The following is a 23,783-nucleotide window of genomic DNA, read 5'->3' on the forward strand; positions in this document are numbered from 1 at the left end:
CGTGAGAGTGATTCATGCCGCCACGGCGGCAAAGGCAAGCACGCAATGACCACCGTTGCGGATGTGGAGAACATCRGGAAGCAGGATCGTCCGGCCTTGGCGAAAGCCCGGGCGCGGCGGCGTTCGCGCTTCTATCGAGGCTTTGTCTATATCCGGCGGCTGTTTGGCCATGCTCTGTTTTCCAGCCTGACGCGACAAATCCTGTTCTTCAATCTCGTCGCACTGGTCGTGCTCGTTGGCGGCATCCTTTATCTCAATCAGTTCCGTGAGGGCCTGATCGATGCCAAGGTCGAAAGCCTGCTGACCCAGGGCGAGATCATCGCCGCCGCCGTGTCGGCTTCGGCACAGGTGGATACCAATTCGATCACCATCGACCCGCAGAAACTGCTCGAGTTGCAAGCGGGGCAATCGATCACCCCGGTGCCGAGTGATGAGGACCTGGAATTTCCGATCGATCCGCAGAAGATCGCGCCAGTGCTCCGGCGCTTGATCTCGCCGACGCATACCCGGGCGCGCATCTTCGATCCCGACGGCAGCCTGATCCTCGATTCCCGCTTCCTCTATTCGCGCGGCCAAGTGCTGCGCTTCGACCTGCCGCCGGTCAGTGACGAAAAGCAGTTCAGCGACAAGTTCGCAGCCTGGTTCAACCGCCTGCTGCAGCCTTCCAACCTGCCGCTCTACAAGGAAAGCCCCGGCGGCGATGGCCTGATCTATCCGGAGGTCAAGAATGCCCTGACCGGCGTGCGCGGCGCCGTGGTACGCGTGACCGAAGGCGGTGAGTTGATCGTCTCCGTCGCCGTGCCGGTACAGCGCTTTCGCGCCGTGGTCGGCGTTCTCCTGCTCTCCACCCAGGCAGGCGACATCGACCAGATCGTGCATGGCGAGCGCCTCGCGATCATGCGGGTGTTCGGCGTCGCCACCATGGTCAATGTGATTCTGTCGCTGCTTCTGTCGTCCACCATCGCCAATCCGCTCAGGCGGCTGGCGGCGGCGGCGGTGCGGGTGCGGCGCGGCGTCAAGTCGCGCGAGGAAATCCCGGATTTTTCCTTCCGCCAGGACGAGATCGGCAATCTGTCGTCGGCCTTCCGCGACATGACCAATTCGCTCTATGACCGGATCGCCGCAATCGAAAGCTTCGCCGCCGATGTCAGTCACGAACTCAAGAACCCGCTGACCTCCCTCAGGAGCGCCGTCGAAACCTTGCCACTGGCCAAGAGCGACGATTCGAAGAAGCGGCTGATGGACATCATCCAGCACGACGTGCGGCGTCTCGACCGGCTGATCTCCGACATTTCCGACGCCTCGCGATTGGATGCCGAACTGGCCCGCACCGACGCCAAGAAACTCGAGATGGATAAATTGCTGGAGAGCCTGATCGATATTGCCAGCCAGGTGCGCTCCAAGAGCAAGAAGGTCAAGGTGACCTTCGATGTCGACCGCAAGAGTGCTGGAAAGACCGGGTTCGCGGTCACGGGCTATGAATCGCGCATCGGACAAATCATTACCAATCTGATCGAAAATGCCCGTTCTTTCGCGCCCGATCCGGGCGGGCTGATCGCCGTGAAGCTGCGCAAGGACGGCGGCAACTGCATTGTCGAAGTCAACGACAATGGTCCCGGCATCGAGGCCGAGAATATCGACCGCATCTTCGAGCGTTTCTATACCGATCGGCCCAATAGCGAAGATTTCGGCCAGAATTCCGGCCTCGGCCTGTCGATCAGCCGCCAGATCGCCGAGGCGCATGGCGGCACGCTGGTGGCCGAGAACATCTTCGATGCAGCCGGCCAGCGGATTGGCGCCCGCTTCGTGCTGACGCTGCCGGAGAAAGGCCAGGGCTGATGCCACGCCTTTTTCATGGCACCGCGCTCGTCATCGGCACGACTGGATTGATCCTTGTCGGCCCTTCCGGCAGCGGCAAATCGGGCCTCGCAGTCCGTTTGATGGCCGCGGCCAGGCGTTCGGGGCATTTTGCTGCGCTGGTCGCCGATGACCAGGTGTTCATCGACTGGGTGAATGGCCGCGCGATCGCCACCGCGCCCGAGACGATCAAAGGCATGATCGAGCTCTATGGCAGCGGCATCGGTAAAATGCCGACGACCGATCGCGCGATATTGCATCTTGCCCTGCAACCTGTGGCCGCTGATTCGGCGACCCGCATTCCGGAGGATGGCCGGCGATGGCCGCCGGGGGAGGCAGACACGCTTCCGCTCGCCTTCATCGACCGTGCCGTGACCGATCCTTTCGACCGGCTGACTGTCCTGATTTCAGGCTTTCCGATCGCCGGCTGTTTTCAACTTTGAAACAAATCGTTTCAAAATTTATAGGCAGGGACTTGAACTTCCGACTTTCCTTGCCAGAATGACCGCCGGACAGTGGACGGGGCACTGCAATTCGGTTAACAGCGCGCCCTTATATCCAGCGATGAGGAGCTGTACCGCGTATGATCGGACTGGTGCTTGTGACGCATGGGCGTCTGGCGGAGGAATTCCGCTCCGCGCTCGAACATGTGGTGGGCGCACAGAAGGCCATCGAAACGGTTTCCATCGGTCCCGAAGACGATATGGATGCGCGCCGCCAGGATATCGTCGATGCGGTCAGCAAGACGGATGACGGCAATGGCGTGATCATCCTCACCGACATGTTCGGCGGCACGCCCTCCAACCTGTCGATCTCGGCCATGTCGCGCGGCAATACCGAAGTGATCGCCGGCGTCAACCTGCCGATGCTGATCAAGCTGGCCGGCGTCAGAACCGAAAACAACATGCAGAAGGCGCTTTCGGAAGCGTCCGAAGCCGGACGGAAATATATCTATGTCGCCAGCCGCGTCCTGAGCGGTAAATGAGACCAGAGCGAGGCGCCCTGACCCGTATGACGCTGGAAAAAGAGCTCCTGATCATCAACAAACGTGGGCTGCACGCACGCGCCTCAGCCAAATTCGTCCAAACCGTCGAACCCTTCGATGCCGATATCACGGTGTCCAAGGACGGGATGACGGTGGGCGGCACCTCGATCATGGGCCTGATGATGCTGGCCGCCGGGCCTGGTTCGTCAATCATGGTCAGCGCCTCCGGCAACCAGGCGCATGAAGCGCTCACCACAATCGAGGCGCTGATCGCCGACAAGTTCGGCGAGGAGATGTGACGGCAGGGTCCCCTCGGTTACACCGCACTTCAGGCGGTGGCAGCGCTTAGGGTGATTGTTCCAGGCTCTCCGCTTTTCGGATGCGGCTTCACGACGATCTCTACGTCCTGCTCGAATGCGGTCAGCATTTGCATGAGGCGACCCACAGACCATCCCCTGAATTGGCCCCGAAGGATATGCGAAAGGTCACCCTGACTGATGCCGATAAGCTTCGCAGCGGCGGTCTGAGTGAGTTTCCGGGCTTTGATAAGCCGATGAAGCACAATCACCACCTGTGACTTAAGAAGGGTCTCCTCCGCATCCGGGAGGCCCAAATCCGCAAATATATTGCCGCTGCTCGCCTCGATAGCTACCGGCTCTTTCTCGGTTGTCATGGCTCCCGTCCTCCTTTGTTACAGTGCTCGCGATAATGCTCTTCGGCGGCCCGCAGGCGTTGCTTGACGAGGTCGATGTCAGGTTTGGGGGTTTCAGCGCCCTTTTTCGCCTTTTTCTGAAAGACGTGAAGCACATAGACCGCTTCGGCAAAGCGAATCGTGTAAACGGCCCTATAGGTGTCACTGTTGTAATCTTTGACGATTTCCAGAACCGATCGCCCACCAAAACCTTTCAACGCCTTGGCATCGATGGGCTCCTCGCCACATTGAACTCGATGGATCGCATGGCCGAAATGCTGACGCACATCCTCCGGCAAGCCTCGAATGTCCTTCGCGGCGGAGCCAACGAAGAAACATGCTTTTTGCGGCACGGTCGGCGGAATCATGAGACGATTATGGATAAATACCCATAAATGTCAACCAAGGATGAAAGATAAGTGATCATGCCGTCCCACAAGGCGAAGGTCGCCGGGATCCCACAAGGCATGAATTCATTGTGGCAGCCTGGACGCCTCATAAACACATAAAGATTTCTTTATATCATTCTTGCCTTCTCTTCCGAACGCTGGTAAAGGGCTCGCATGCCAAATTCCGGCGGGTCTTCCGCCGCTTTCCCACGCGCGATCAATCGCGGCGTGTCATCTAGCTGGAGAACAAGCATGGCCAACGACTATCTGGTTGCCGATATTGCGCTCGCCGATTTCGGCCGCAAGGAACTCAACATCGCCGAAACCGAAATGCCCGGCCTGATGTCGGCCCGCGAAGAGTTCGGCAAGACTAAGCCGCTCAAGGGCGCACGCATCACCGGTTCGCTGCACATGACCATCCAGACCGGCGTGCTGATCGAGACGCTGGTGGCGCTCGGCGCCGAAGTCCGCTGGGCCTCGTGCAACATCTTCTCGACCCAGGACCACGCTGCTGCAGCGATCGCCGCCGCCGGCATCCCGGTCTTCGCCAAGAAGGGCGAGTCGCTGATCGAATACTGGACCTATACCGATCAGATCTTCCAATGGGCCGATGGCGGCGTCTCCAACATGATCCTCGACGATGGCGGCGACGCCACGATGTATATCCTGCTCGGCGCCCGCGCCGAAGCCGGCGAGAACGTGCTGGCGAATCCCGGCTCGGAAGAAGAGGAAGTGCTCTTCGCCCAGATCAAGAAGCGCCTGGCGGCTTCGCCGGGTTGGTTCACCAAGCAGCGCGATGCTCTCAAGGGTGTCACGGAGGAGACGACGACGGGCGTGCATCGCCTCTATCAGCTGCAGGAAAAGGGCCTGCTGCCCTTCCCGGCGATCAACGTCAATGACTCGGTCACCAAGTCGAAGTTCGACAACAAGTATGGCTGCAAGGAATCGCTGGTCGACGGCATCCGCCGTGGCACCGACGTGATGATGGCCGGCAAGGTCGCCGTGGTCTGCGGTTACGGCGATGTCGGCAAGGGTTCGGCCGCCTCACTGCGTGGCGCCGGCGCCCGCGTCAAGGTCACCGAAATCGATCCGATCTGCGCGCTGCAGGCGGCTATGGACGGCTTTGAAGTCGTCCGCCTCGAAGACGTCGTCTCCAGCGCCGACATCTTCATCACCGCCACCGGCAACAAGGACGTGATCCGCATCGAGCATATGCGCGAGATGAAGGACATGGCGATCGTCGGCAATATCGGCCACTTCGACAACGAGATCCAGGTTGCGGCTCTCAGGAACCTCAAGTGGAACAATGTCAAGCCTCAGGTCGACCTGATCGAGTTCCCCAAGGGCAACCGCATGATCCTGCTCTCGGAAGGCCGCCTGCTCAATCTGGGCAACGCCACCGGCCATCCGTCCTTCGTGATGAGCGCCTCTTTCACCAACCAGGTGCTGGGCCAGATCGAACTCTTCACCAATGACGGCAAGTACACGAATCAGGTCTATGTGCTGCCCAAGCACCTGGACGAGAAAGTCGCCCGTCTACACCTTGAAAAGCTTGGCGTAAGCCTCACCGAGCTTTCGGACGACCAGGCTGACTATATCAGCGTCGAAAAAGCCGGCCCGTTCAAGGCGGAACACTACCGCTATTGATTTTCTAAAAATCGACCTACTAAATCTGGTGGCCGTGTTGTTTATGACAGCACGGCCTCTTTTTTGATCCAATCACTTTGCGAAGAAAGTCTGGCATTGTATTGTTTTTGCACATGATTCGATTGTTGCTGATTTCGGCCAAAATGCGGCTGGCGGAAAAATAAGCTTCAATCCACCGGGCTGACGTATTTGTCGTCCAAGAAAGATCATGGGTTCCCGAATGATTCTGGGGCCCCCGCCGGACATGCGGCCGGCGGAAACCGCGATCCATGGATCGGGCTGCAGCAGGCAGCATGGCAGAAGACAGGGCAGACGGGGACTGGTCTAGATGGCGGAACACAACAAGGCATTGGTGCGACGTGGAAGGGCTCGGGAGCGGAAATCCCGATCGGGCCTCTCGCTGACGCTCAAGAAGGCCTTGTTCTCGGCAAGCGCCTTGATTCCAGCGGCGGCCGAAGCGGCGGAAGTCGTTCCAGGCCGCTTTTCCTCCGTCAACATCATGGGGATCGCTGCGGCCGCCGGGCTGGTGTCGGTCTCGCTGATCGCCGCCTTCGCGCTGATGCGCAAGCGCAACGTGATGGAAAGCGAGAATCGCCAGATCCGTACCGCGCTTTTCGATGCGCGCAGCAAGATTTCCCGCTACGAATCGCTGATCGCGGACAAGAACCGTCGCATCGTCATCTGGGACGGCCAATCGAGCCAGGCCGAATTCCTCGGCCAGTTGCCGCCGGAAACCGGCGCGCCGGCCAATGACCGCGATTTCCTTGCCTTCGGGCGCTGGCTGAAGCCGCGCTCTGCCGGCGACCTGGAAAGAGCCATCGACCAGTTGCGCAGTCATGCGACCAGTTTCGACATGGTGATCGAGACGAGCCGCGACGAAGTGCTGGAGGCACAAGGACGAGTGTCCGGCGGCCGCGCCTTCGTCCGCTTCGTGGCGCTCAACAATCTGCGCGCCGAACTGGCCGAGCTGCAGATCGAGCGCGAGCAGCTGAATAGCTCGATCCGCACCTTCCAATCGCTGCTCGACGCCATAGACATGCCAAGCTGGCAGCGCGACAAGCAGGGCGCGCTCACCTGGGTAAACGAAGCCTATGGCGAAGCGGTGTCCGCCGCCAGCCCCGAAGCCGTCCTCAAGGAAAGCCGCGAACTGCTGGAGACGGTGACGCGCGAAAAGATCAAGGCGATCGCTACACCCGATAACCCGTTCCGCGACAAGGTCGGCACGGTGGTGGCCGGGAGCCGTACCTTCTACGAAGTGGTCGACGTGCGCACGCCGAACGGCTCGGCCGGCATTGCCGTCGACGTCTCGCGCTCTGAAGCCATCCGCGACGAATTGCGCCGCACGATCAAGAGCCATGCCGAAACGCTCGATATGCTGGCGACGCCGGTGGCGATCTTCGACGAGCGGCAGAGCCTGCAATATTATAATCAGGCCTTCCGCCAGCTCTGGGACCTCGATATTCCCTTCCTCGAATCCTATCCGACCCATGGCGAGCTGCTCGACAAATTGCGCAACCAGGCCAAGCTGCCGGAGCAGCTCAACTGGCGGAACTGGAAGGAAAGCGTACTTTCCGTCTATCGCGCCATCGAGCCGCACAATGACCTCTGGCACCTGCCGAATGGACAGACCTTGCGTGTCTTTGCCACGGCCCGGCCGCAGGGCGGCGCCACCTGGGTGTTCGAGAACCTGACAGAGAAGGTCGATCTCGAAACCCGTTACAACACGCTGCTCAAGGTGCAGGGCGAAACCATCGATCATCTGGCCGAAGGCGTGGCGGTGTTCACCCCCGATGGCAAGGTCACGTTCTCCAACCCCGCTTTCCGGGCGCTCTGGGGCATTACGGCGGAAGAGGCTGCGCCTGGCACGCATATTCGCGCCATCGAGACAGCCTGCCTGCCGTCTTATGAGCAGCCGGACGGTTGGAAGACGTTCACGCGCATTATCACCAGCTTCGACGACCAGCGCGCCCAGGCATCCGGCAAACTGGAGCTCAAGACCAGGCTGGTGCTCGACTATGCAGTGATCCCGCTGCCGAACGCGCAGACCATGCTGACCTTCGTCAACGTCACTGACAGCGAACTCGCCGAACGGGCGCTGAAGGAGAAGAACGAGGCCCTGCAGAAGGCCGACGAGCTCAAGAACGCCTTCGTCCAGCACGTTTCTTACGAGCTGCGCTCGCCGCTGACCAATATTATCGGTTTCACCGATCTTCTGCGCACGCAGGGCATGGACCCGCTCACCAACCGGCAGCAGGAATATCTCGACCACATTTCCAATTCGTCTTCGGTGCTGCTGACGCTGGTCAACGACATTCTTGATCTTGCAACGGTCGACGCCGGCATTATGGAACTGCATTATTCCGATGTGACGATCAACGACCTGCTCGACGAGGTGGCGATGCAGATTGCCCATCGGCTGCAGGAAAACCAGGTGACGCTGAAGATCACCGCCGATCACGATCTCGGCGTCATCCTCGCCGACCACCAGCGGCTCAAGCAGATCTTCCTGAAACTGCTCGCCAATGCGGCCAATTTCGCCCCTGACGGCAGCGCCATAGGCCTCAAATGCTGGCGCGAAGGCAGCGATTTCCTATTCACGGTCTCCGATTCCGGCCCCGGCATGGCGCCGGACATGCTGGCAAAGATTTTCGATCGCTTCGAATCCGACAGCCGCGGCGGGCGCAAGTCGGGCGTGGGCCTCGGTCTTTCGATCGTCGAAAGCTTCGTCAACCTGCATCACGGCTCGATCGAGGTCGACAGCGCACCGGGCCTCGGCACGCGCGTTACCTGCCGTATCCCGACCGGCGTGTTGTCGGCATTGTATCAGGAGAAATCCGCCGGATGACGGATTTTTCTGTATATCTGGCGGATGATGCGGCAACCGCCGCATTCGGCGAAGACCTGGCACTGACCGTCAAACCGGGGGACTGCCTGGCGTTGTCGGGCGATCTCGGCGCCGGCAAGACGGCACTCAGCCGCGCATTGATTCGCGCACTCGCCAATGATGACGACCTTGAAGTTCCAAGTCCGACCTTCACGCTGGTTCAGAGCTACGAGCTGAGAACTCCGGTCAGCCATTTCGATCTCTACCGTCTAGCGGACGAGAGTGAACTGGTCGAACTGGGCCTGGAAGAATCACTCGAAAAGGGTGTCGCGCTGATCGAATGGCCTGATCGCGCCGGCGATTCGCTGCCGAAACAATCGGTGCAAATCTCGATCATTCACGAGAATGACGGCCGGCGACTGACACTTTCGACTGGAAACCAGCGCTTCGCCGATCGGCTGAAGCGGGTCATGGCGATCCGCCGATTCCTGGAAGACCGGGGTTATCATGGCGCCCATCGGCGCTTCCTGACAGGCGATTCATCGCTCCGGGCCTATGAACGCGTCCTGACTGCCGGCGGCGAGCCCTATGTGCTGATGGATTCGCCGGCGCGCTCCAACGGTCCGCCGATCCGCGACGGCAAGCCCTATTCCCAGCTCGTGCATCTGGCAGAGAATGTCAGACCGTTTATCGCGGTTGATAAATATTTGAAAGATATCGGCCTTTCGGCACCCGCCATCTACGAGAGCGATATCGTCCAGGGCATTTTGCTGATCGAGGACCTCGGCAACGAAGGTGTGATCGATGCGGAAGGCAAACCGATTCGGGAGCGTTACGAAGAAGCGGTGCGCTGCCTGGCGGATTTCCACAAACTGCCGATGCCGGAACGATTGCCGATCGGCAATGGCGAAGACCATGTTTTGCCGAGCTTCGAGCGTTCGACGCTGAAATTCGAATGTGAGGTGCTGCTCGACTGGCATATCCCTTGGCGGCGCGGAGCGCCTGCAAGCGAGGCCGAACGCGCCGAATATCTCGATATCTGGGACCACTTGATCGATGAATTACAAAGCGTCGAGAAACAACTGGTTTTGCGTGACTACCATTCGCCGAATCTCATCTGGCTCAAGGAGCGAAAGGATTTCGACCGGATTGGCATCATTGATTTCCAGGATGCGATCATCGGTCCATCCTCCTATGACGTCATGGCGCTCAGCCAGGACGCTCGGGCGACTGTGCCGCGGCCGCTGCGCGACCGGTTGATCGAGATCTATATGGATGCGCGCGAAAAAGCCGGGCCGTTCGATCGCGACCTGTTCCTGAAATCCTATGCGATCATGTCGGCGCAGCGCGCCTGCCGCCTGAACGGCCTCTGGGTGCGGCTGATGAACCGCGATCATCTGCCCGGTTACATGCGCCATATGCCGCGCACGCTCTGGCATTTGACCATGTCTTTCGAACATCCGGTGACAGCCCCCTTGCGCGATTGGTGCAAGCGGGCTGGAATCCCGACAGCCGAATCACCGGAAACCTGAACATCCATGATTGAAAATGCGATGGTGCTGGCAGCGGGCCTCGGGACCCGCATGCGGCCAATTACCGATACGATCCCCAAGCCTCTGGTGAAGATCGCCGGCAAGCCGTTGATCGACTATGCGCTCGACCTGCTGAAGGAAGCCGGATCCAGCCGCGCCGTGGTCAATGTGCATTATCTCGCGGATCAAATGCTCGCCCATCTCCAGCATTATCCGGGTCTGGACATCCTGATTTCGGACGAGACCGCCCTACTCCTGAATTCCGGCGGCGGGCTTGCCAAGGGCCTGAAACTGCTGCCGAAAGAACCGGCCTTCGTGATGAATTCCGATCTCTTCTGGATCGGTGAAAGACCTGGCTGCGAGAGCAATTTGCGGCGACTGGCGAAACTCTTCGATTCCGCGCCGATGGATATGGCCATGCTCTGCGTCCGGCTCGAGGACACGACCGGCCATGACGGCAAGATCGATTTCTCGCTGCTGGACGATGGCCGGCTGGTGCGCTATCGGCCGGATGAGGGAGAAGGCGTGATCTATGCCGGTGCAATGGTCGTCGATCCGGCTATGTTCGACGACGCGCCGGAGGGACCGTTCAATCTCAACATCTATTTCGACAAGGCGATTGCCGCTGGCCGGCTTTTCGGCATGATTCTCGACGGCCATTGGGTGACGGCCGGTACGCCGGAAGCGATCGGTGCCGCCGAGGCCGCGGTCGAACGCTATTCGGAAAGGGTATAGAAAATGTCCGGCGGCCGCGTCTTCACCATCCCGCCCGGCGCGCCCTTCCTCAAAACCCTGGCGCGGTCACTGGCGGACGGATTGTTGATCCCGAGCTTCCGGCTGACGCCGGATAATCCGATGAGTTTGGCACGCGCGACGATCTACGTGCCGACACGGCGCGCGGCGCGGGCGCTGCGTTCCGAATTCGTCGACCTGATGGATGGCCGCTCCGCCATTCTGCCGGTCATCCGGCCGCTTGGCGAAATCGACGATGATGCCGGCTATTTCGACGAAATCCCCGATAGCAATCTCGACCTGCTGCCGCCGGTCGCGCCGCTGACACGGCTGATCGAGCTGGCGCGGCTGATCCTCATCTGGCGCAATCGGCTGCCGGACATGCTGCGCGACATCCACAATGATTCGCCGCTGGTGGCGCCGGCCAGCCCCGCCGATGCGATCTGGCTGGCGAAGGCGCTGGCCGAATTGATCGATCAGGTCGAAACCGAGGAAACCGGTTGGGAGGGGCTCGACAGGATCGAGCTCGGCGACCGGGCACTCTGGTGGCAGCTGACCGGCGAATTCCTGAAAATCGCCAGCGCCTACTGGCCGTCGCGGCTGGCGGAGCTCAACCGCTCCTCGCCGGCACTGCATCGCGGCGAGGCTATCCGCGCCGAGGCACGACGTTATGCGCGAGAGCGGACGCCGCATCCGGTGATCGTCGCCGGCTCGACCGGCTCGATCCCCGCCACCGCAGACCTGATCACGGCCATTCATGATCTCGAATGCGGCGTCGTGGTCCTACCCGGTCTCGACCAAACGATGAGCGACGCGCATTGGCAGCTTGCCGGCGCCATCCAAACCGACGGCACGACCAGCATCGACCCCGCCAGCCGCAGCCACCCGCAATATGGTCTCTTCCATCTGTTGCAGAAGCTTCGTACGTTGCGGCGCGATGTCATTGCACTCGTTGACGAACCACGGGAATTGCAGGCGCGGGGCGCCGCCGTCTCACAGGCCTTTACGCCGGCCGAAGCCGACGTCAATCATCGCCAGTGGCGTGAAGACGGAACCAAAGGCGATGCGACGCGACTGCAGGACGCCTTTGCAGACATCGCTCTGATCGAGGCCACCAATGAGCGTGAAGAGGCGCTTTCCATCGCCATCGCGCTTAAGCTCGCACTGGCCGGCAATGACCAGGCGCAGGCAGCGCTGGTGACGCCGGATCGCGATCTGGCGCGCCGCGTGACGGCCGAGCTCAAGCGTTTCGGCATCGAAGCGGACGATTCGGCCGGCACGCCACTGATCTCTTCGCATCACGGCGCGCTCGTCCAGCTCCTGCTCGAATGCGTTCTGCGGCCCGGCGATCCAGTGGCGCTGATAGGCCTGTTGAAACATCCGCTGATCCAGCTCGGCCGCAGCCGCGCCATTCTGGAAGGCGCGGTCAACCGGCTGGAAATGCTGACCATGCGTGGCGGCACAACGCTCGCCAATCCCTCGCAATTGACGCCGTTGATCGGCATTGCGATCGCGGAATTGCAGGAGAACAGGCACAAAAAGCAGTGGCAGGCGCATCTCGTCGTGCTCGATCACCTCGATGAGCTGACGCAGCTGGGTGCCACGATCGAGAAGGCAGTCGAACCGCTGGCGGCACTGCTGGCCCGCTCCGAAGACGGGCGTTCCTCCAGCCGCTTGTCCCTGAACCAGTGGGCGGAGGCGACCGGGCGGGTGCTGGAAAGTTTTTGCGCCGACGAGAGTGGCGATCTCGGCAGTCTCTGGGGCTGCGACGCCGGTCTGGCCCTTGCCAACCTGTTGCGCGACCTGATCGACACCGGCGATACGCTGGAAGCCGATGGGCCGCAATGGATTGATGCGATGACGGCGCTGATCGCCGGCATTGGCATCAGGCCGAAATCGGTCGACCATCCGCGCGTGATGATCTGGGGCACGCTGGAGGCGCGACTGCAGAGTGTCGATACACTGGTTCTCGGTGGCTTGAACGAAGGTGTCTGGCCGGGTCAGACCGCCAACAATCCCTTCCTGTCGCGGGCGATGAAGACTGAGATCGGCATGGAGCCGCCGGAGCGACGCATCGGCCAGGCGGCGCATGATTTCGTCATGGGCCTCGGCACGAAGAAGCTGGTGCTGACGCGCGCGGTACGGCAGGGCGGCGCGCCGTCGGTCGCCTCACGGTTTTTGCAGCGGCTGCTGTCGGTCGCTGGCGACGACTTCGGCAGGGTCGTGATTGCCGCGGGCGATCGTTACAAGGAGATTGCCGGCACGATCGACCTCGGGCAAGACCAGCCGTTTTCGCCGCGACCCGCGCCGACGCCCGACGCCAGTCTGCAGCCCAAGGGTTATTCCTTCAGCGAGGCTGGGCGGCTGCGGCGCGATCCCTATGCGATCTATGCGCGACGGGTCCTCAAGCTCGATCCGATGGATCCGTTCAACCAGGATCCGGGGGCACTCGAGCGAGGTAACATCTACCACGCGGTGGTCGAGCAGTTCACACGCGAAGGTATCGATCCCCGCGCCCCAAATGCTTTCGTCGCGATCCAGGAAATCGCCCAGGACGTCTTCGACCAGGCGCAGTTGCCGCTGCATATCGATGCCATCTGGAGGCCGCGCTTCATGGACATGGCGCGCGAATTCCTGACATATGAGGCGGCGCGGCGATCCGATATTATCAGCACTTCTGTCGAAATCGATGCGCGGATGGAAATGCCGGGGCTGACGGTCTCCGGCCGTGCCGACCGCATCGATATCCGCAAGGATGGCAAGGCGGATATCATCGATTACAAGACCGGGCTTTCGCCCTCGGTGAAGGAGGCAAGGTCGCTTCTCGATCCGCAGCTGTCGCTGGAGGCTGCCGCGCTCAGGGCCGGCGCTTTCAAAGGGTTGAAGGCGCTGGATACGGAAAACCTGATCTATGTGCGGTTGCGTCCCGGGCGAAATTTCAAGGCGGAACCGGTCAACAACGACAAATCCCAACGCACCCGGCCAGAGGATCGCAAATCGGCGGAGGATCTGGCCACCGAATCGATCACCCAGCTCGCCAAACTCACCGAAGCCCTGAAAACCGGCCGGGCCGGCTTCAAGTCGCGAGTCGCCCCCTTCCGCGACCGTGACTATGGCGGCGACTACGACCATCTCGCCCGCGTCGCCGAATGGTCCGCGGCGGATAGCGAGGAGGAGGCCGGCGATGAATGACACCATTCGCGACAGGCTGGCGCTGACCGCGCTGGACGAAACCACCCGGCGTCAGCGTCTTGCGTCTGGTCCTTCGCGCTCGGTCTGGGTGTCTGCCAATGCCGGGTCCGGCAAGACGCACGTGCTGACTCAGCGCGTCATCCGCCTGATGCTCGCCGGCACACGGCCATCCTCGATCCTCTGCCTCACCTATACCAAGGCAGCGGCCTCGGAAATGTCCAACCGGGTGTTCGAGCGGCTGTCGCACTGGACCTCGCTTGATGACGCGGCGCTGGCTGAGGAAATCTCCGAGATGGAAGGTGCCCGGCCGGACCGGATCAAGCTCGGCGAGGCGCGAAAACTGTTTGCCCGGGCGCTCGAATCGCCGGGCGGGTTGAAGATCCAGACAATCCACGCCTTCTGCGAAGCGCTGCTGCACCAGTTTCCACTGGAGGCCAATGTCGCCGGTCATTTCAGCGTCCTCGACGACAAGGCCGCTTCGAGCCTGCTCTCCGAGGCTCGCCGCATCCTGTTGACCGCCACACAGGCGAAAAACAATCCGGCACTGGCGAAAGCCTTCTACGACGTGCTCGGCATTGCCGATGAAAGCGGTCTCAATCGCTTGCTCAGCGACGTCATCAGTCAGCGCACGGCAATCCGCCGCTTTCTTGCCTTTGCCGCGCCGCGCGGCGGCTTTGCGACAGCGCTGGCCCAGTCGCTGGGGTTGAAGGGTGGCCAGACGCTCGAGGATATCGCCCGAAAAGCCTGGCCGCTGCCGGGCCTGGCTGCAGGTCAGGTACAGGATTATCTGGCGCTCGCCAATTCCACCGGTGGCGTCAAGGTGCAGGAAACGGCTTACAAGCTCAACCTCGCTGTGCATGAAAACGAACCGGAAAGCCGGCTGGAATTGTTGCGCTCCACTTTCCTGAAACAGGACGAGACGCCCTATGCCGATGCCAGCTTTTCAAGCGCGGCGATGCGCAAGGTCAATCCCGGTCTTTGCGATCGTGTCGCAGGTCTGCGCGACTTTATTCAGACGGTCTGGCAGGAATACAAGACATTTCGGATGTACGAGGCGACCGTCAGCGCGCTGACATTGGCCGAGCAGTTGATCGACAATTACGAACAGCTGAAGAAGGAACGCAGCTTCCTCGATTTCGAGGATTTCATTACCCGCACCGAGTCGCTGCTGAAGAAAGAGGACATCGGCCCTTGGGTGCACTATAAGCTCGACCAAGGCATTGACCATATCCTTGTCGACGAAGCGCAGGATACCAGCCCGACACAATGGCAAATTATCAACTCGCTTAGTGACGAGTTTTTTGCCGGCGCTGGTATGAGGCTGCTGACCCGAACCATGTTCGTCGTTGGCGACGAAAAGCAATCAATCTATTCATTTCAAGGCGCCCGACCTGAAAGATTCGCGCTCGAACGCCGCGCCACGGGAGAGCGTGCCAAGACAGGTGGCCAGGAATTTGAGCCGGTCAGCCTCTACGTTTCCTTCCGTTCAACCGAGGATGTGCTGACCGCCGTCGACAAGGTGTTCGAGAACCCCGACAATGCCCGCGGGCTGAGTTTTGAGCAGGAGGCGGTGGTGCACGAAACCAGCCGCCAGGGTCAGGCCGGTACAGTCGACATATGGGAGACGATCGCCGACGAGACGGAAACCGAGGAGGACGAGGACTGGCTGGCGCCGTTCGACCGGCTGCCCGAACAATCTTCCGCTGTGCGGCTGGCGCAGCGCATGGCTGCGTCTATTCAGGAAATGATCGGAAAGGCGACACTGAACACGCGAAAGGGACCGCGTGCCATCGTTGCCGGCGACATTCTTGTGCTGGTGCGCAAGCGTGACAGCTTTGCCGCGGCTCTGGCGCGCGAGCTGAAGAGCCGCCGCAATATTCCCGTTGCCGGCACCGACCGGCTGGTTCTAGCGAACCACATCGCCGTGCGCGACCTGATGTCGCTCGGCCGGTTCATTCTCCTGGTCGAGGATGATCTGTCGCTGGCGGAACTGGTGAAATCGCCGCTCTTCAATCTCGACGAAGACCGCCTTTTCGAGCTCTGCGCCAATCGGAACGCGTCCGAAAGCGTCTGGCAGAAGCTGAACCGGCTGGCAGGGACTGATCCTGTCTGGAGCTCGATGCGCGACGTGCTGGAGCGCTGGCGCCGGTCGGCACGGACGCTTCGAGTCTATGATTTCTATGCCACTTTGCTTGCCGCCGACGGTGGGCGGGCGAAATTCCTGGCTCGTTTCGGCAGCGAAGTGAGCGATGTGCTCGACGAATTCCTCAATTTCGCCCTCGATCATGAGCAGGCTGGCCTGCCGGGGCTGGCCGCCTTTATCGCCACGCTGGAACAGGATTCGCCGGAGATCAAACGCGAGCAGGACAAAGGCCGCAACGAAGTGCGGATCATGACCGTGCACGCCTCCAAGGGTCTGGAAGCGCCGGTGGTTTTCCTCGTCGACGGCAGTTCGAAACCGTTCGACAAGACGCTGCTGTCGAAGCTGCGGCTGATCGAGGATACCCGCGTGCCGGTGGCGATTCCTGTCTGGTATCCCGGCAAGGATTTTCTCAATCCGACGATCAGCGCCGATGACCTGCGTCTGGAACAAGCAGCCGAGGAAGAATATCGTCGGCTGCTCTATGTCGGCATGACACGCGCCTCGGACCGGCTGATTCTCTGCAGCTTCCGCAAGAAGCGCGATGTCGATGGCACCTGGGCGAAGATGACAGCCGCAGCGCTGAGCGGCGACGGTGCACGCTGCACGGAGGTGACGTTCCGAGCCGGTGCATTGGAATGGCAGGGCTGGAAATGGCGGCACAGCCCGGAAAGCGAGAACGTGGCGGCCGCCCCGGTCGAGGCTGTCGAGCGGAGCCAGGCGGAGCCTCCCGCAGCACTATTTTCACCGCTGCCGGCCCAGAGGCACCTGCCGAGGCCGCTTGCACCGTCCGGGGCGCATGTGATCATTGACGAGCAGGAGGGCGAGACAATCGTTCCATCCGCCTTGTTCGCCGAGAAGCAGCCGGCGGGACATGCGCAGATTCGCGGCAAGCTTATCCATCGCCTCTTGCAGACGCTCACGGAGTTCGCACCGGAAGACCGGGCGACGGCGGCAGAACGCTATTTGGCTCGCGCCGTGCCGCATTGGTCCGAGAGCGAGCAGCGGACATTGACCAACCGCGTGCTTGCAATCCTTGAGGAGCCGCAGTTCGCCGTTCTGCATGGCGAGAATTCACAGGCCGAAGTGTCGATCATGGGAATGATTCATATCGGCGGCCGTGACTATGCGGTCTCCGGCCGTATCGACCGGATGGGTGTGGATGGAGACGACGTCTTCATCCTTGACTACAAGACCAATCTGGTGCCGCCGGCGACCGCTGACGACATCCCCTTCGCGCATCGGGCGCAGCTGGCGCTCTATCGCGAGGTTTTAAAACCTATTTTTCCAGGCAAAACCGTGCATTGCCTGCTGATCTACACCGAGGGGCCACATCTTTATTCTTTGGGCGAAGCGGAACTTGGAAAAGCCCTGCTTGCTATTTCAAGCCAATGATTTACCCATTGAATATCAAGCGGCACATACACACATATTGTTGCAAGTTAGAGGCGGGCGGTGCCCGCATAGAAGGAGAGCATCATGGCAACCGTGAAAGTCGACACCAACAATTTCCAGACAGAAGTCCTCAATTCGGCCGAACCCGTGGTCGTTGATTTCTGGGCGGAATGGTGCGGCCCCTGTAAGATGATTGCTCCGGCTCTGGAAGAGATCGCCAATGAGATGAACGGCAAGGTGAAGATCGCCAAGCTCAATATCGACGACAATCCGGAGCTCGCTGCCCAGTTCGGTGTGCGCTCCATCCCGACGCTCGCGATCTTCAAGAACGGTCAGGTCGCCGACATCAAGGTCGGCGCTGCGCCGAAGACCGCGCTCAACGCCTGGATCAACGGCGCTGCCTGATTCACGTGAAACAATTCTGTGGAAAAGCTCGGTCATTGGCCGGGCTTTTTTATTGAAGGTTAACGGGAACCGGGATGGCCGCTATTCCGGCAGCGTTCCATTCTCTTCCAAAATATTACCGGCGAAATAAAGCGATCCACCAATGAGGATGCGCGGTGGCCGTTCATTTTCCTCGATCTCTGCGGAAATGTCGCTCAGCGCTGCGGCGGCTGATGCAGCCGGTGCGGCAACAAGACCGACTTCTGCCGCATCGCTCGCCAGCGCCACAGGGTCGAGACCTGAATCCGAATTGCGGATCGCCACCGTAAAGACCTTTCGCGCCAACCCCTGGAAGGCCTCGAAGTAGCCTTTTGGATCCTTGGTATTGATCATGCCGGTGATCAGATAGAGCGGCCGCGGGTCACGCTCCTCAAATGCCACCATCGCCTCTGCCACGGCGCGGCCGCCATGCGGGTTATGGCCGCCGTCGAGCCAGACTTCGGCGCCCACCGGCGCGAACGGCATGAGATCGCCGGTCTTCAGGCGCTGCAAGCGGGCCGGCCAGGAAACATTCTTCATCGCGCGCGCGACGATGTCGGTCGTCAGTCTGAAGCCAGCGCTCTTGATCGCGCGGATTGCGGCGGCGGCGTTGGCATGCTGATGCCGTCCGGGCAGCGCCGGAAGCGGCAGATCCATAAGCCCGTCCTGATCCTGATAGACCAGCCGGCCATTTTCCTCATAGGCCAGGTAATCCTGGCCATAGACTTGCAGCCGGCCTCCTGCCTTCTCGGCCGTTTCGACCAGCAGGTCCAGCGCCGCCTGCTCTTCCTGGCGACCGACGACGACCGGGCGCCCCTTTTTGATGATACCGGCCTTGGCCTTGGCGATATCGGTGATCGTTTCGCCGAGCCAGGCCTGGTGATCATAGGCAATCGGCATGATCAGCGAAACGGCAGGATCGGTGATGACATTGGTGGCGTCGAACTCGCCACCCAGCCCGACTTCGACGATCGCGGCATCGGCCGGATGTTCCGAAAACAGAATGAACAGGACCGCCGTCAGGATCTCGAAAACCGTGATCGACTGCCCGGCATTGGCCTTTTCGGCGCGCAGCACCGCATCGCACAGTTCGTCGTCGCTGACCAGCCGGCCGCTGCCATCAGGCACACCGATGCGGTAGCGCTCGTGCCAGCGCACCAGATGCGGCGAGGTATGGACATGGGCGGAAAGGCCGGAAGCTTCGATCAATGCGCGGCTGAAAGCCGTCGCGGAACCCTTGCCGTTGGTGCCGGCGACATGGATGATCGGCGGCATTCGGTCCTGCGGTCGACCGAGGTCTTCCAGCAGACGGACAATCCGGTCGAGCGACAGATCGAAACCGCGCGGATAGATGCCGAGCAGCCGCTCGATCTCCTGTTCGGCGCGGCTGGGCACGGAATTCGACATGCTTTCGTCCGATTATTCGGCAGCCAGGGCCAGGACCGGCTTGCCCGCTTCGAAGCCCTCTTCCAAATCCTGCTCGACACCCGCGCCCGGCAAGCCGGTCATCATGCGGGTGAGGCGGGCAAGCGTGCCGGGAATGTCGTGGCGCTTGATGACCATGTCGACCATGCCGTGTTCCAGCAGATATTCAGAGGTCTGGAAGCCATCCGGCAGCTTTTCGCGGATCGTCTGTTCGATGACGCGTTTGCCGGCAAAGCAGATTTCAGCGCCTGGTTCGGCGAGATGCACGTCACCCAGCATCGCGTAGGAAGCGGTGACGCCGCCGGTGGTCGGGTTGGTGAGCACGACGAAATAGGGAAGGCCGGCTTCCTTCAGCATTTCCACGGCAACCGTGGTGCGCGGCAGCTGCATCAGCGACAGGATGCCTTCCTGCATGCGGGCCCCGCCGGAAGCCGGGAAAATCACCAGCGGACAACGCTCATGAATGGCGCGCTCGAAAGCCTTGATGATCGCTTCGCCGGCGGCCATGCCGAGCGAGCCGCCCATGAAAGCGAATTCGTGGATCACGGCGACCATCTTGACGCCGCGCACCTGCCCGAGGCCGGCGAGGATCGTGTCTTCCTGGCTGGTCTTGGTGCGGCCGTCCTTCAACCGGTCGGCATAGCGCTTGGAATCGCGGAAACGAAGCGGGTCCTGCGCCACTTTCGGCTGCGGCAGGGCTTCGTAGATACCATCATCGAAAAGATCGGCCATGCGATCCTTGGCCGGCATCTTCATGTGATAGCCGGAGCCGGGAATGACATATTTGTTGGCTTCCAGCTCCTTGTGGAAGACCATTTCCCCGGTTTCGGGGCACTTGATCCAGAGGTTCTCCGGAGTCTCGACCGCAGGACGTCCGAGCATCGAGCTGATCTTCGGCCGGACGAAATTGGTAATCCAGTTCATGGCAGTGAACTCCTTTTCCGGATCATATGGCGATATTATTCGGCGGCCGCAAGGCGAGCGCTACGGACACCGGATGATAGGCCGTTAACGAAGGTGACGACCGCCTGCACCGTATCTGCGCTGGCATGACCGTCTTTATCGAGCGAAGTGGCAACCTGATTGACGATAGCGGTACCGACGACGACGCCATCGGCGGCCGCGCCGATCAGGCGGGCATGTTCAGCTGTCTTGACGCCGAAGCCGACACAGACCGGCAGGTCGGTGTGACCCTTGATGCGACGGACAGCGGAAGCGATCTTCGACGGATCAGGCAAGGCCGAGCCGGTAATACCGGTCATCGACACATAATAGACGAAGCCGGATGTGTTCGAGAGCACCTTGGGCAAGCGGCGATCGTCGGTGGTCGGTGTCGCCAGGCGGATGAAATTGATGCCCTTGGCCAGCGCCGGGATGCAGAGTTCGTCGTCCATCTCGGCCGGCAGATCGACAATGATCAAGCCGTCGATGCCGGCTTCGATCGCCTCGTCGAGGAATCTGTCGACGCCGTGGACATAGATCGGATTGTAATAACCCATCATCACCAGCGGCGTGGTCTGGTCGGCCTTGCGGAATTCGCGGGCCATATCCAGCGTTTTCACCAAGGTCTGGCCAGCCTTGAGCGCCCGCTGGCCGGCCATCTGGATCGCCGGGCCGTCGGCCATCGGGTCGGAGAAGGGTGCGCCGAGCTCGATAATGTCGGCGCCGGCGCCCGGAAGCGCCTTCATGATCGCCAAAGACGTCTCATAATCGGGATCGCCAGCCATGAAGTAGGTCACCAGAGCCGGACGGCCCTCGGCCTTCAAATCGGCGAATTTTTTGTCCATGCGTGCAGTCATTCTCAGAGCCCCATTCCCAGAATCTTGCCGACGGTAAAGATATCCTTGTCGCCGCGACCGGAGAGGTTCATCAGGATGATCTGGTCTTTATCCATTTTCGGTGCACGTTTGATCACTTCGGCAATAGCATGGCTCGGTTCCAGTGCCGGAATGATACCTTCGAGCTTGGTGAGCAATTGGAAGGCTTCAAGCGCCTCGGTGTCCATGATCGGCACATATTCGGCGCGGCCGATATCATGCAGCCAGGCATGTTCCGGACCAATGCCCGGATAGTCGAGGCCGGCGGAGATCGAATGGCCTTCGAGAATCTGGCCATCGTCATTCTGCAAGAGATAGGTGCGGTTGCCATGCAGCACGCCGGGCGAACCAGCAGTGATCGAGGCGCAGTGCTCGACGCCCTGGAGGCCGTGACCACCGGCTTCGACGCCGACGATCTTGACGCTATCGTCATCGAGGAAGGGATGGAAAATGCCGATGGCATTGGAGCCGCCGCCAACAGCCGCAATCACCATATCAGGCAGCTTGCCCTCGGCTTCCAAAAGCTGCGCCTTGGCCTCGGTGCCGATCACCGACTGGAAGTCACGCACCATTTCCGGATAGGGATGCGGGCCGGCCGCGGTGCCGATCAGGTAATAGGTGTCGTCGACATTGGTCACCCAGTCGCGCAACGCCTCGTTCATCGCGTCTTTGAGCGTGCCGTTGCCGGCCGTGACCGGCACGACCTCTGCCCCGAGCAGTTTCATGCGGAAGACGTTCGGTGACTGACGCTCGACATCGGTGGCGCCCATATACACGACGCAAGGGTAGCCGAAGCGCGCGCAAACAGTGGCCGAGGCCACACCGTGCTGGCCGGCGCCGGTTTCGGCGATGATGCGCGTCTTGCCCATCCGCTTGGCCAGCAGGATCTGGCCGATGCAATTGTTGATCTTGTGCGAACCGGTGTGGTTCAGCTCTTCGCGCTTGAAATAGATTTTCGCGCCGCCGAGGTGCTGGGTCAGGCGTTCGGCATAATAGAGCGGGCTCGGGCGGCCGATATAGTGGGCGCCAAGCGACTTCAGTTCGGCCTGGAATTCCGGGTCGGTCTTGGCCTTTTCCCATTCCGCCTGCAGATCGAGGATTAGCGGCATCAGCGTCTCGGCGACGAAACGGCCGCCGAAAATCCCGAACCGGCCGTCTTCATCGGGACCGGTTCGAAGTGTATTGGGTTTGAAGGCCTCGTTCACTGATGTCTCCCTAGGCCGCCTGCATTGCCTGGCGCACGGCGGCGAAAAATGCGTCGATCATGTTCAAATCCTTGACGCCCGGGCTCGACTCCAGGCCGGAGGAGGCGTCGATGCCCCGCGGGCGGGCGATGCGCAGTGCTTCGCCGATATTGTCCTTGTTGAGCCCGCCGGACAAAAAATAGTCGATGGACGGGTCGAGGCCGACCAACAGGTTCCAGTCGAAGGACACGCCATTGCCACCTGGAAGTTCTGAATTCTTCGGCGGTTTGGCATCGAACAGGAACCGATTGGCAATCCCGTCATAGGGCTCGATCTTCCGGAGATCGTCGGCAGTCTGGATCGACAGTGCCTTGATCACCGGCAGGCCGGTCACGGCCTTGAGGTTGAGAATGCGCTCGGGCGTTTCCCTGCCGTGCAGCTGCAGCATATCGGGGCGAAGGAGATCGATGATCTCGTCGAGATCATCGGGGTCAGCATCGACGGTAACGGAGACGATCTTGGCCTTGCCGCGCACGCGGTCGGCCAGCCGGCCGGCATCGGCGGGCTCGATATAGCGAGGGCTCTTTTCAAAGAAGATGAAGCCGATATGCGTGGCCCCGAGCGCCACCGCGCGATCGACCGCTTCCTCGGTCTTCAGCCCGCAGATTTTGATATCGAGTGTCATTTGGCCCAAGTCGCACGAAATGCCTGCGAAGTCGAGTGTTTTTGCGCCGCAAATGCGCTGACATTACGTCAGTTTCAGCTTCCGAAGTCATGGACGTGAAGCAACGCGCCGTTCCTCTTCAACCAATGCTTGGCTTCGAGCGATTGCGGGCAGAGTTTTTCGCAGATCGCCCAGAACCTGTCAGAATGGTTCATTTCGGCAAGATGGGCCACTTCGTGCGCCGCGAGATAGTCGATCACATAGGGCGGCGCCATGACGATGCGCCAGGAAAAGCTCAGGTTTCCGTCATGGGAACAGGAGCCCCAGCGGCTCTTGGTGTCCTTGAGGGTGATTGAACTGACCTTTTTGCCGATCGCGCCAGCATGGGCCGCAGAGCGTTCAGCGAGGTCCTTGCGTGCCTCCGCCTTGAGAAAATCCTTAAGGCGGCGGGAAAGATGATCTTCGGCGCCGCCAACCAGCAGCACTTTTTCACCTTCGATCTCGACCGCTTCGGTCAGGCCGCGCAGCTTGCCGGTGCGCTCGACGCGATGCGGCACGCCGCGCAGCGATACATAGCGGCCTTCGGTCAAAGCATTGTTGCGGGGAAAACGGGCGAGCTTGGTCATCAGCCAGCCCTGATGACGCGCCAGGAAATCATCGATCTCGCGCGGCTTGAGGCCGCGCGGAACGGTGAGTTTCAGGGATTGGCCGCCGGGATCGATGCGTAGCGTCAGACGACGCGCCCGCGCATCGGTCTTGATCGTCAAGGGTAGCTTGCGCCCCTCGATCTCGATCGTGCGCGTTTGCTGGGCGCCCGGCCGCTCCGGTTTCTGCAGAAAGGTCAGTCGCGAAAGCATGCGCGAGACCTAGCAGATTCGACTGCGAT

General features: G+C 60.9%; 19 protein-coding genes. 11 read left to right on the plus strand and 8 right to left on the minus strand.

Going from position 1 to position 23,783, the window contains the following annotated elements:
• Positions 1 to 45: 45 nt before the first annotated feature.
• The 4 genes from AC1DYF_RS01805 (at position 46) to AC1DYF_RS01820 (ending at position 3,141) form a co-directional block, all read left to right on the plus strand.
• Positions 46 to 1,839, plus strand: coding sequence for a stimulus-sensing domain-containing protein (locus AC1DYF_RS01805; RefSeq protein ID WP_477874634.1), 1,794 nt, complete (start codon positions 46 to 48; stop codon positions 1,837 to 1,839).
• On the plus strand, positions 1,839 to 2,300 hold the full coding sequence (locus tag AC1DYF_RS01810) for an HPr kinase/phosphorylase (protein ID WP_477874636.1): 462 nt from the start codon (positions 1,839 to 1,841) through the stop codon (positions 2,298 to 2,300). Before AC1DYF_RS01805 ends, AC1DYF_RS01810 begins: the two co-directional genes overlap by 1 nt.
• A 140-nt stretch (positions 2,301 to 2,440) precedes the next feature.
• Complete coding sequence (locus AC1DYF_RS01815; protein ID WP_477874638.1) at positions 2,441 to 2,842, plus strand: PTS sugar transporter subunit IIA; 402 nt, start codon at positions 2,441 to 2,443, stop codon at positions 2,840 to 2,842.
• A 26-nt stretch (positions 2,843 to 2,868) separates the two neighbouring features.
• Complete coding sequence (locus AC1DYF_RS01820) at positions 2,869 to 3,141, plus strand: HPr family phosphocarrier protein (protein ID WP_477875121.1); 273 nt, start codon at positions 2,869 to 2,871, stop codon at positions 3,139 to 3,141.
• 29 nt (positions 3,142 to 3,170) lie between these two features.
• On the opposite strand, the gene AC1DYF_RS01825 is transcribed toward AC1DYF_RS01820, so the two are convergent.
• On the minus strand, positions 3,171 to 3,515 hold the full coding sequence (locus AC1DYF_RS01825; RefSeq protein WP_477874640.1) for a helix-turn-helix domain-containing protein: 345 nt from the start codon (positions 3,513 to 3,515) through the stop codon (positions 3,171 to 3,173).
• The gene (locus AC1DYF_RS01830) at positions 3,512 to 3,901 is read right to left on the minus strand and encodes a type II toxin-antitoxin system RelE/ParE family toxin (protein ID WP_477874642.1); all 390 of its coding nucleotides are present in this window, start codon (positions 3,899 to 3,901) and stop codon (positions 3,512 to 3,514) included. Before AC1DYF_RS01830 ends, AC1DYF_RS01825 begins: the two co-directional genes overlap by 4 nt.
• Before the next feature lie 273 nt (positions 3,902 to 4,174).
• On the opposite strand from AC1DYF_RS01830, the gene ahcY reads away from it, so the two are divergent.
• The 7 genes from ahcY to trxA all read left to right on the plus strand — a co-directional run bounded on the left by ahcY (position 4,175) and on the right by trxA (position 17,789).
• The gene (gene ahcY / locus AC1DYF_RS01835) at positions 4,175 to 5,569 is read left to right on the plus strand and encodes an adenosylhomocysteinase (RefSeq protein ID WP_477874644.1); all 1,395 of its coding nucleotides are present in this window, start codon (positions 4,175 to 4,177) and stop codon (positions 5,567 to 5,569) included.
• A 328-nt stretch (positions 5,570 to 5,897) separates the two neighbouring features.
• Positions 5,898 to 8,414 carry an ATP-binding protein gene (locus AC1DYF_RS01840; protein WP_477874646.1) on the plus strand — a complete coding sequence of 839 codons (2,517 nt, stop codon included), beginning with the start codon at positions 5,898 to 5,900 and terminating at the stop codon, positions 8,412 to 8,414.
• Complete coding sequence (gene tsaE, locus AC1DYF_RS01845; protein ID WP_477874648.1) at positions 8,411 to 9,925, plus strand: tRNA (adenosine(37)-N6)-threonylcarbamoyltransferase complex ATPase subunit type 1 TsaE; 1,515 nt, start codon at positions 8,411 to 8,413, stop codon at positions 9,923 to 9,925. Before AC1DYF_RS01840 ends, tsaE begins: the two co-directional genes overlap by 4 nt.
• 6 nt (positions 9,926 to 9,931) lie before the next feature.
• Positions 9,932 to 10,660 carry a nucleotidyltransferase family protein gene (locus tag AC1DYF_RS01850; RefSeq protein WP_477874650.1) on the plus strand — a complete coding sequence of 243 codons (729 nt, stop codon included), beginning with the start codon at positions 9,932 to 9,934 and terminating at the stop codon, positions 10,658 to 10,660.
• Positions 10,661 to 10,663: 3 nt separating this feature from the next.
• Positions 10,664 to 13,849 carry a double-strand break repair protein AddB gene (gene addB / locus AC1DYF_RS01855; protein WP_477874652.1) on the plus strand — a complete coding sequence of 1,062 codons (3,186 nt, stop codon included), beginning with the start codon at positions 10,664 to 10,666 and terminating at the stop codon, positions 13,847 to 13,849.
• A complete protein-coding gene (addA, locus tag AC1DYF_RS01860; RefSeq protein WP_477874654.1) occupies positions 13,842 to 17,384 on the plus strand; it encodes a double-strand break repair helicase AddA in 3,543 nt (1,180 codons plus the stop codon). Before addB ends, addA begins: the two co-directional genes overlap by 8 nt.
• Positions 17,385 to 17,468: 84 nt before the next feature.
• The gene (trxA, locus tag AC1DYF_RS01865; protein WP_477680040.1) at positions 17,469 to 17,789 is read left to right on the plus strand and encodes a thioredoxin; all 321 of its coding nucleotides are present in this window, start codon (positions 17,469 to 17,471) and stop codon (positions 17,787 to 17,789) included.
• Between the two features lie 81 nt (positions 17,790 to 17,870).
• On the opposite strand, the gene AC1DYF_RS01870 is transcribed toward trxA, so the two are convergent.
• The 6 genes from AC1DYF_RS01870 to AC1DYF_RS01895 form a co-directional block, all read right to left on the minus strand.
• The gene (locus AC1DYF_RS01870; RefSeq protein ID WP_477874656.1) at positions 17,871 to 19,214 is read right to left on the minus strand and encodes a bifunctional folylpolyglutamate synthase/dihydrofolate synthase; all 1,344 of its coding nucleotides are present in this window, start codon (positions 19,212 to 19,214) and stop codon (positions 17,871 to 17,873) included.
• A 12-nt stretch (positions 19,215 to 19,226) separates the two neighbouring features.
• Entirely contained in the window at positions 19,227 to 20,156 is a 930-nt protein-coding gene (gene accD, locus AC1DYF_RS01875; RefSeq protein ID WP_477874658.1) for an acetyl-CoA carboxylase, carboxyltransferase subunit beta, read from the minus strand.
• 35 nt (positions 20,157 to 20,191) lie between these two features.
• Positions 20,192 to 21,031 carry a tryptophan synthase subunit alpha gene (gene trpA / locus AC1DYF_RS01880; RefSeq protein WP_477874660.1) on the minus strand — a complete coding sequence of 280 codons (840 nt, stop codon included), beginning with the start codon at positions 21,029 to 21,031 and terminating at the stop codon, positions 20,192 to 20,194.
• Between the two features lie 2 nt (positions 21,032 to 21,033).
• Positions 21,034 to 22,254 (minus strand): tryptophan synthase subunit beta, encoded by a 1,221-nt coding sequence (gene trpB, locus AC1DYF_RS01885; RefSeq protein WP_477874662.1) that lies wholly within the window; start codon positions 22,252 to 22,254, stop codon positions 21,034 to 21,036.
• Between the two features lie 10 nt (positions 22,255 to 22,264).
• A complete protein-coding gene (locus AC1DYF_RS01890) occupies positions 22,265 to 22,918 on the minus strand; it encodes a phosphoribosylanthranilate isomerase (RefSeq protein ID WP_477874664.1) in 654 nt (217 codons plus the stop codon).
• Positions 22,919 to 22,992: 74 nt separating this feature from the next.
• On the minus strand, positions 22,993 to 23,754 hold the full coding sequence (locus AC1DYF_RS01895; RefSeq protein WP_477874666.1) for a M48 family metallopeptidase: 762 nt from the start codon (positions 23,752 to 23,754) through the stop codon (positions 22,993 to 22,995).
• Between the last annotated feature and the right edge of the window lie 29 nt (positions 23,755 to 23,783).

The sequence above is a fragment of the Rhizobium sp. P2_G9 genome (assembly GCF_056403475.1).

What these genes read in the sequence shown, in the direction of transcription:
- AC1DYF_RS01810 (WP_477874636.1), top strand. Translation starts at nt 1,839, where the DNA reads ATGCCACGCCTTTTTCATGGCACCGCGCTCGTCATCGGCACGACTGGA.
- AC1DYF_RS01815 (WP_477874638.1), top strand. Translation starts at nt 2,441, where the DNA reads ATGATCGGACTGGTGCTTGTGACGCATGGGCGTCTGGCGGAGGAATTC.
- AC1DYF_RS01820 (WP_477875121.1), top strand. Translation starts at nt 2,869, where the DNA reads ATGACGCTGGAAAAAGAGCTCCTGATCATCAACAAACGTGGGCTGCAC.
- AC1DYF_RS01825 (WP_477874640.1), bottom strand. Translation starts at nt 3,515, where the DNA reads ATGACAACCGAGAAAGAGCCGGTAGCTATCGAGGCGAGCAGCGGCAAT.
- AC1DYF_RS01830 (WP_477874642.1), bottom strand. Translation starts at nt 3,901, where the DNA reads ATGATTCCGCCGACCGTGCCGCAAAAAGCATGTTTCTTCGTTGGCTCC.
- ahcY (WP_477874644.1), top strand. Translation starts at nt 4,175, where the DNA reads ATGGCCAACGACTATCTGGTTGCCGATATTGCGCTCGCCGATTTCGGC.
- AC1DYF_RS01840 (WP_477874646.1), top strand. Translation starts at nt 5,898, where the DNA reads ATGGCGGAACACAACAAGGCATTGGTGCGACGTGGAAGGGCTCGGGAG.
- tsaE (WP_477874648.1), top strand. Translation starts at nt 8,411, where the DNA reads ATGACGGATTTTTCTGTATATCTGGCGGATGATGCGGCAACCGCCGCA.
- AC1DYF_RS01850 (WP_477874650.1), top strand. Translation starts at nt 9,932, where the DNA reads ATGATTGAAAATGCGATGGTGCTGGCAGCGGGCCTCGGGACCCGCATG.
- addB (WP_477874652.1), top strand. Translation starts at nt 10,664, where the DNA reads ATGTCCGGCGGCCGCGTCTTCACCATCCCGCCCGGCGCGCCCTTCCTC.
- addA (WP_477874654.1), top strand. Translation starts at nt 13,842, where the DNA reads ATGAATGACACCATTCGCGACAGGCTGGCGCTGACCGCGCTGGACGAA.
- trxA (WP_477680040.1), top strand. Translation starts at nt 17,469, where the DNA reads ATGGCAACCGTGAAAGTCGACACCAACAATTTCCAGACAGAAGTCCTC.
- AC1DYF_RS01870 (WP_477874656.1), bottom strand. Translation starts at nt 19,214, where the DNA reads ATGTCGAATTCCGTGCCCAGCCGCGCCGAACAGGAGATCGAGCGGCTG.
- accD (WP_477874658.1), bottom strand. Translation starts at nt 20,156, where the DNA reads ATGAACTGGATTACCAATTTCGTCCGGCCGAAGATCAGCTCGATGCTC.
- trpA (WP_477874660.1), bottom strand. Translation starts at nt 21,031, where the DNA reads ATGACTGCACGCATGGACAAAAAATTCGCCGATTTGAAGGCCGAGGGC.
- AC1DYF_RS01890 (WP_477874664.1), bottom strand. Translation starts at nt 22,918, where the DNA reads ATGACACTCGATATCAAAATCTGCGGGCTGAAGACCGAGGAAGCGGTC.
- AC1DYF_RS01895 (WP_477874666.1), bottom strand. Translation starts at nt 23,754, where the DNA reads ATGCTTTCGCGACTGACCTTTCTGCAGAAACCGGAGCGGCCGGGCGCC.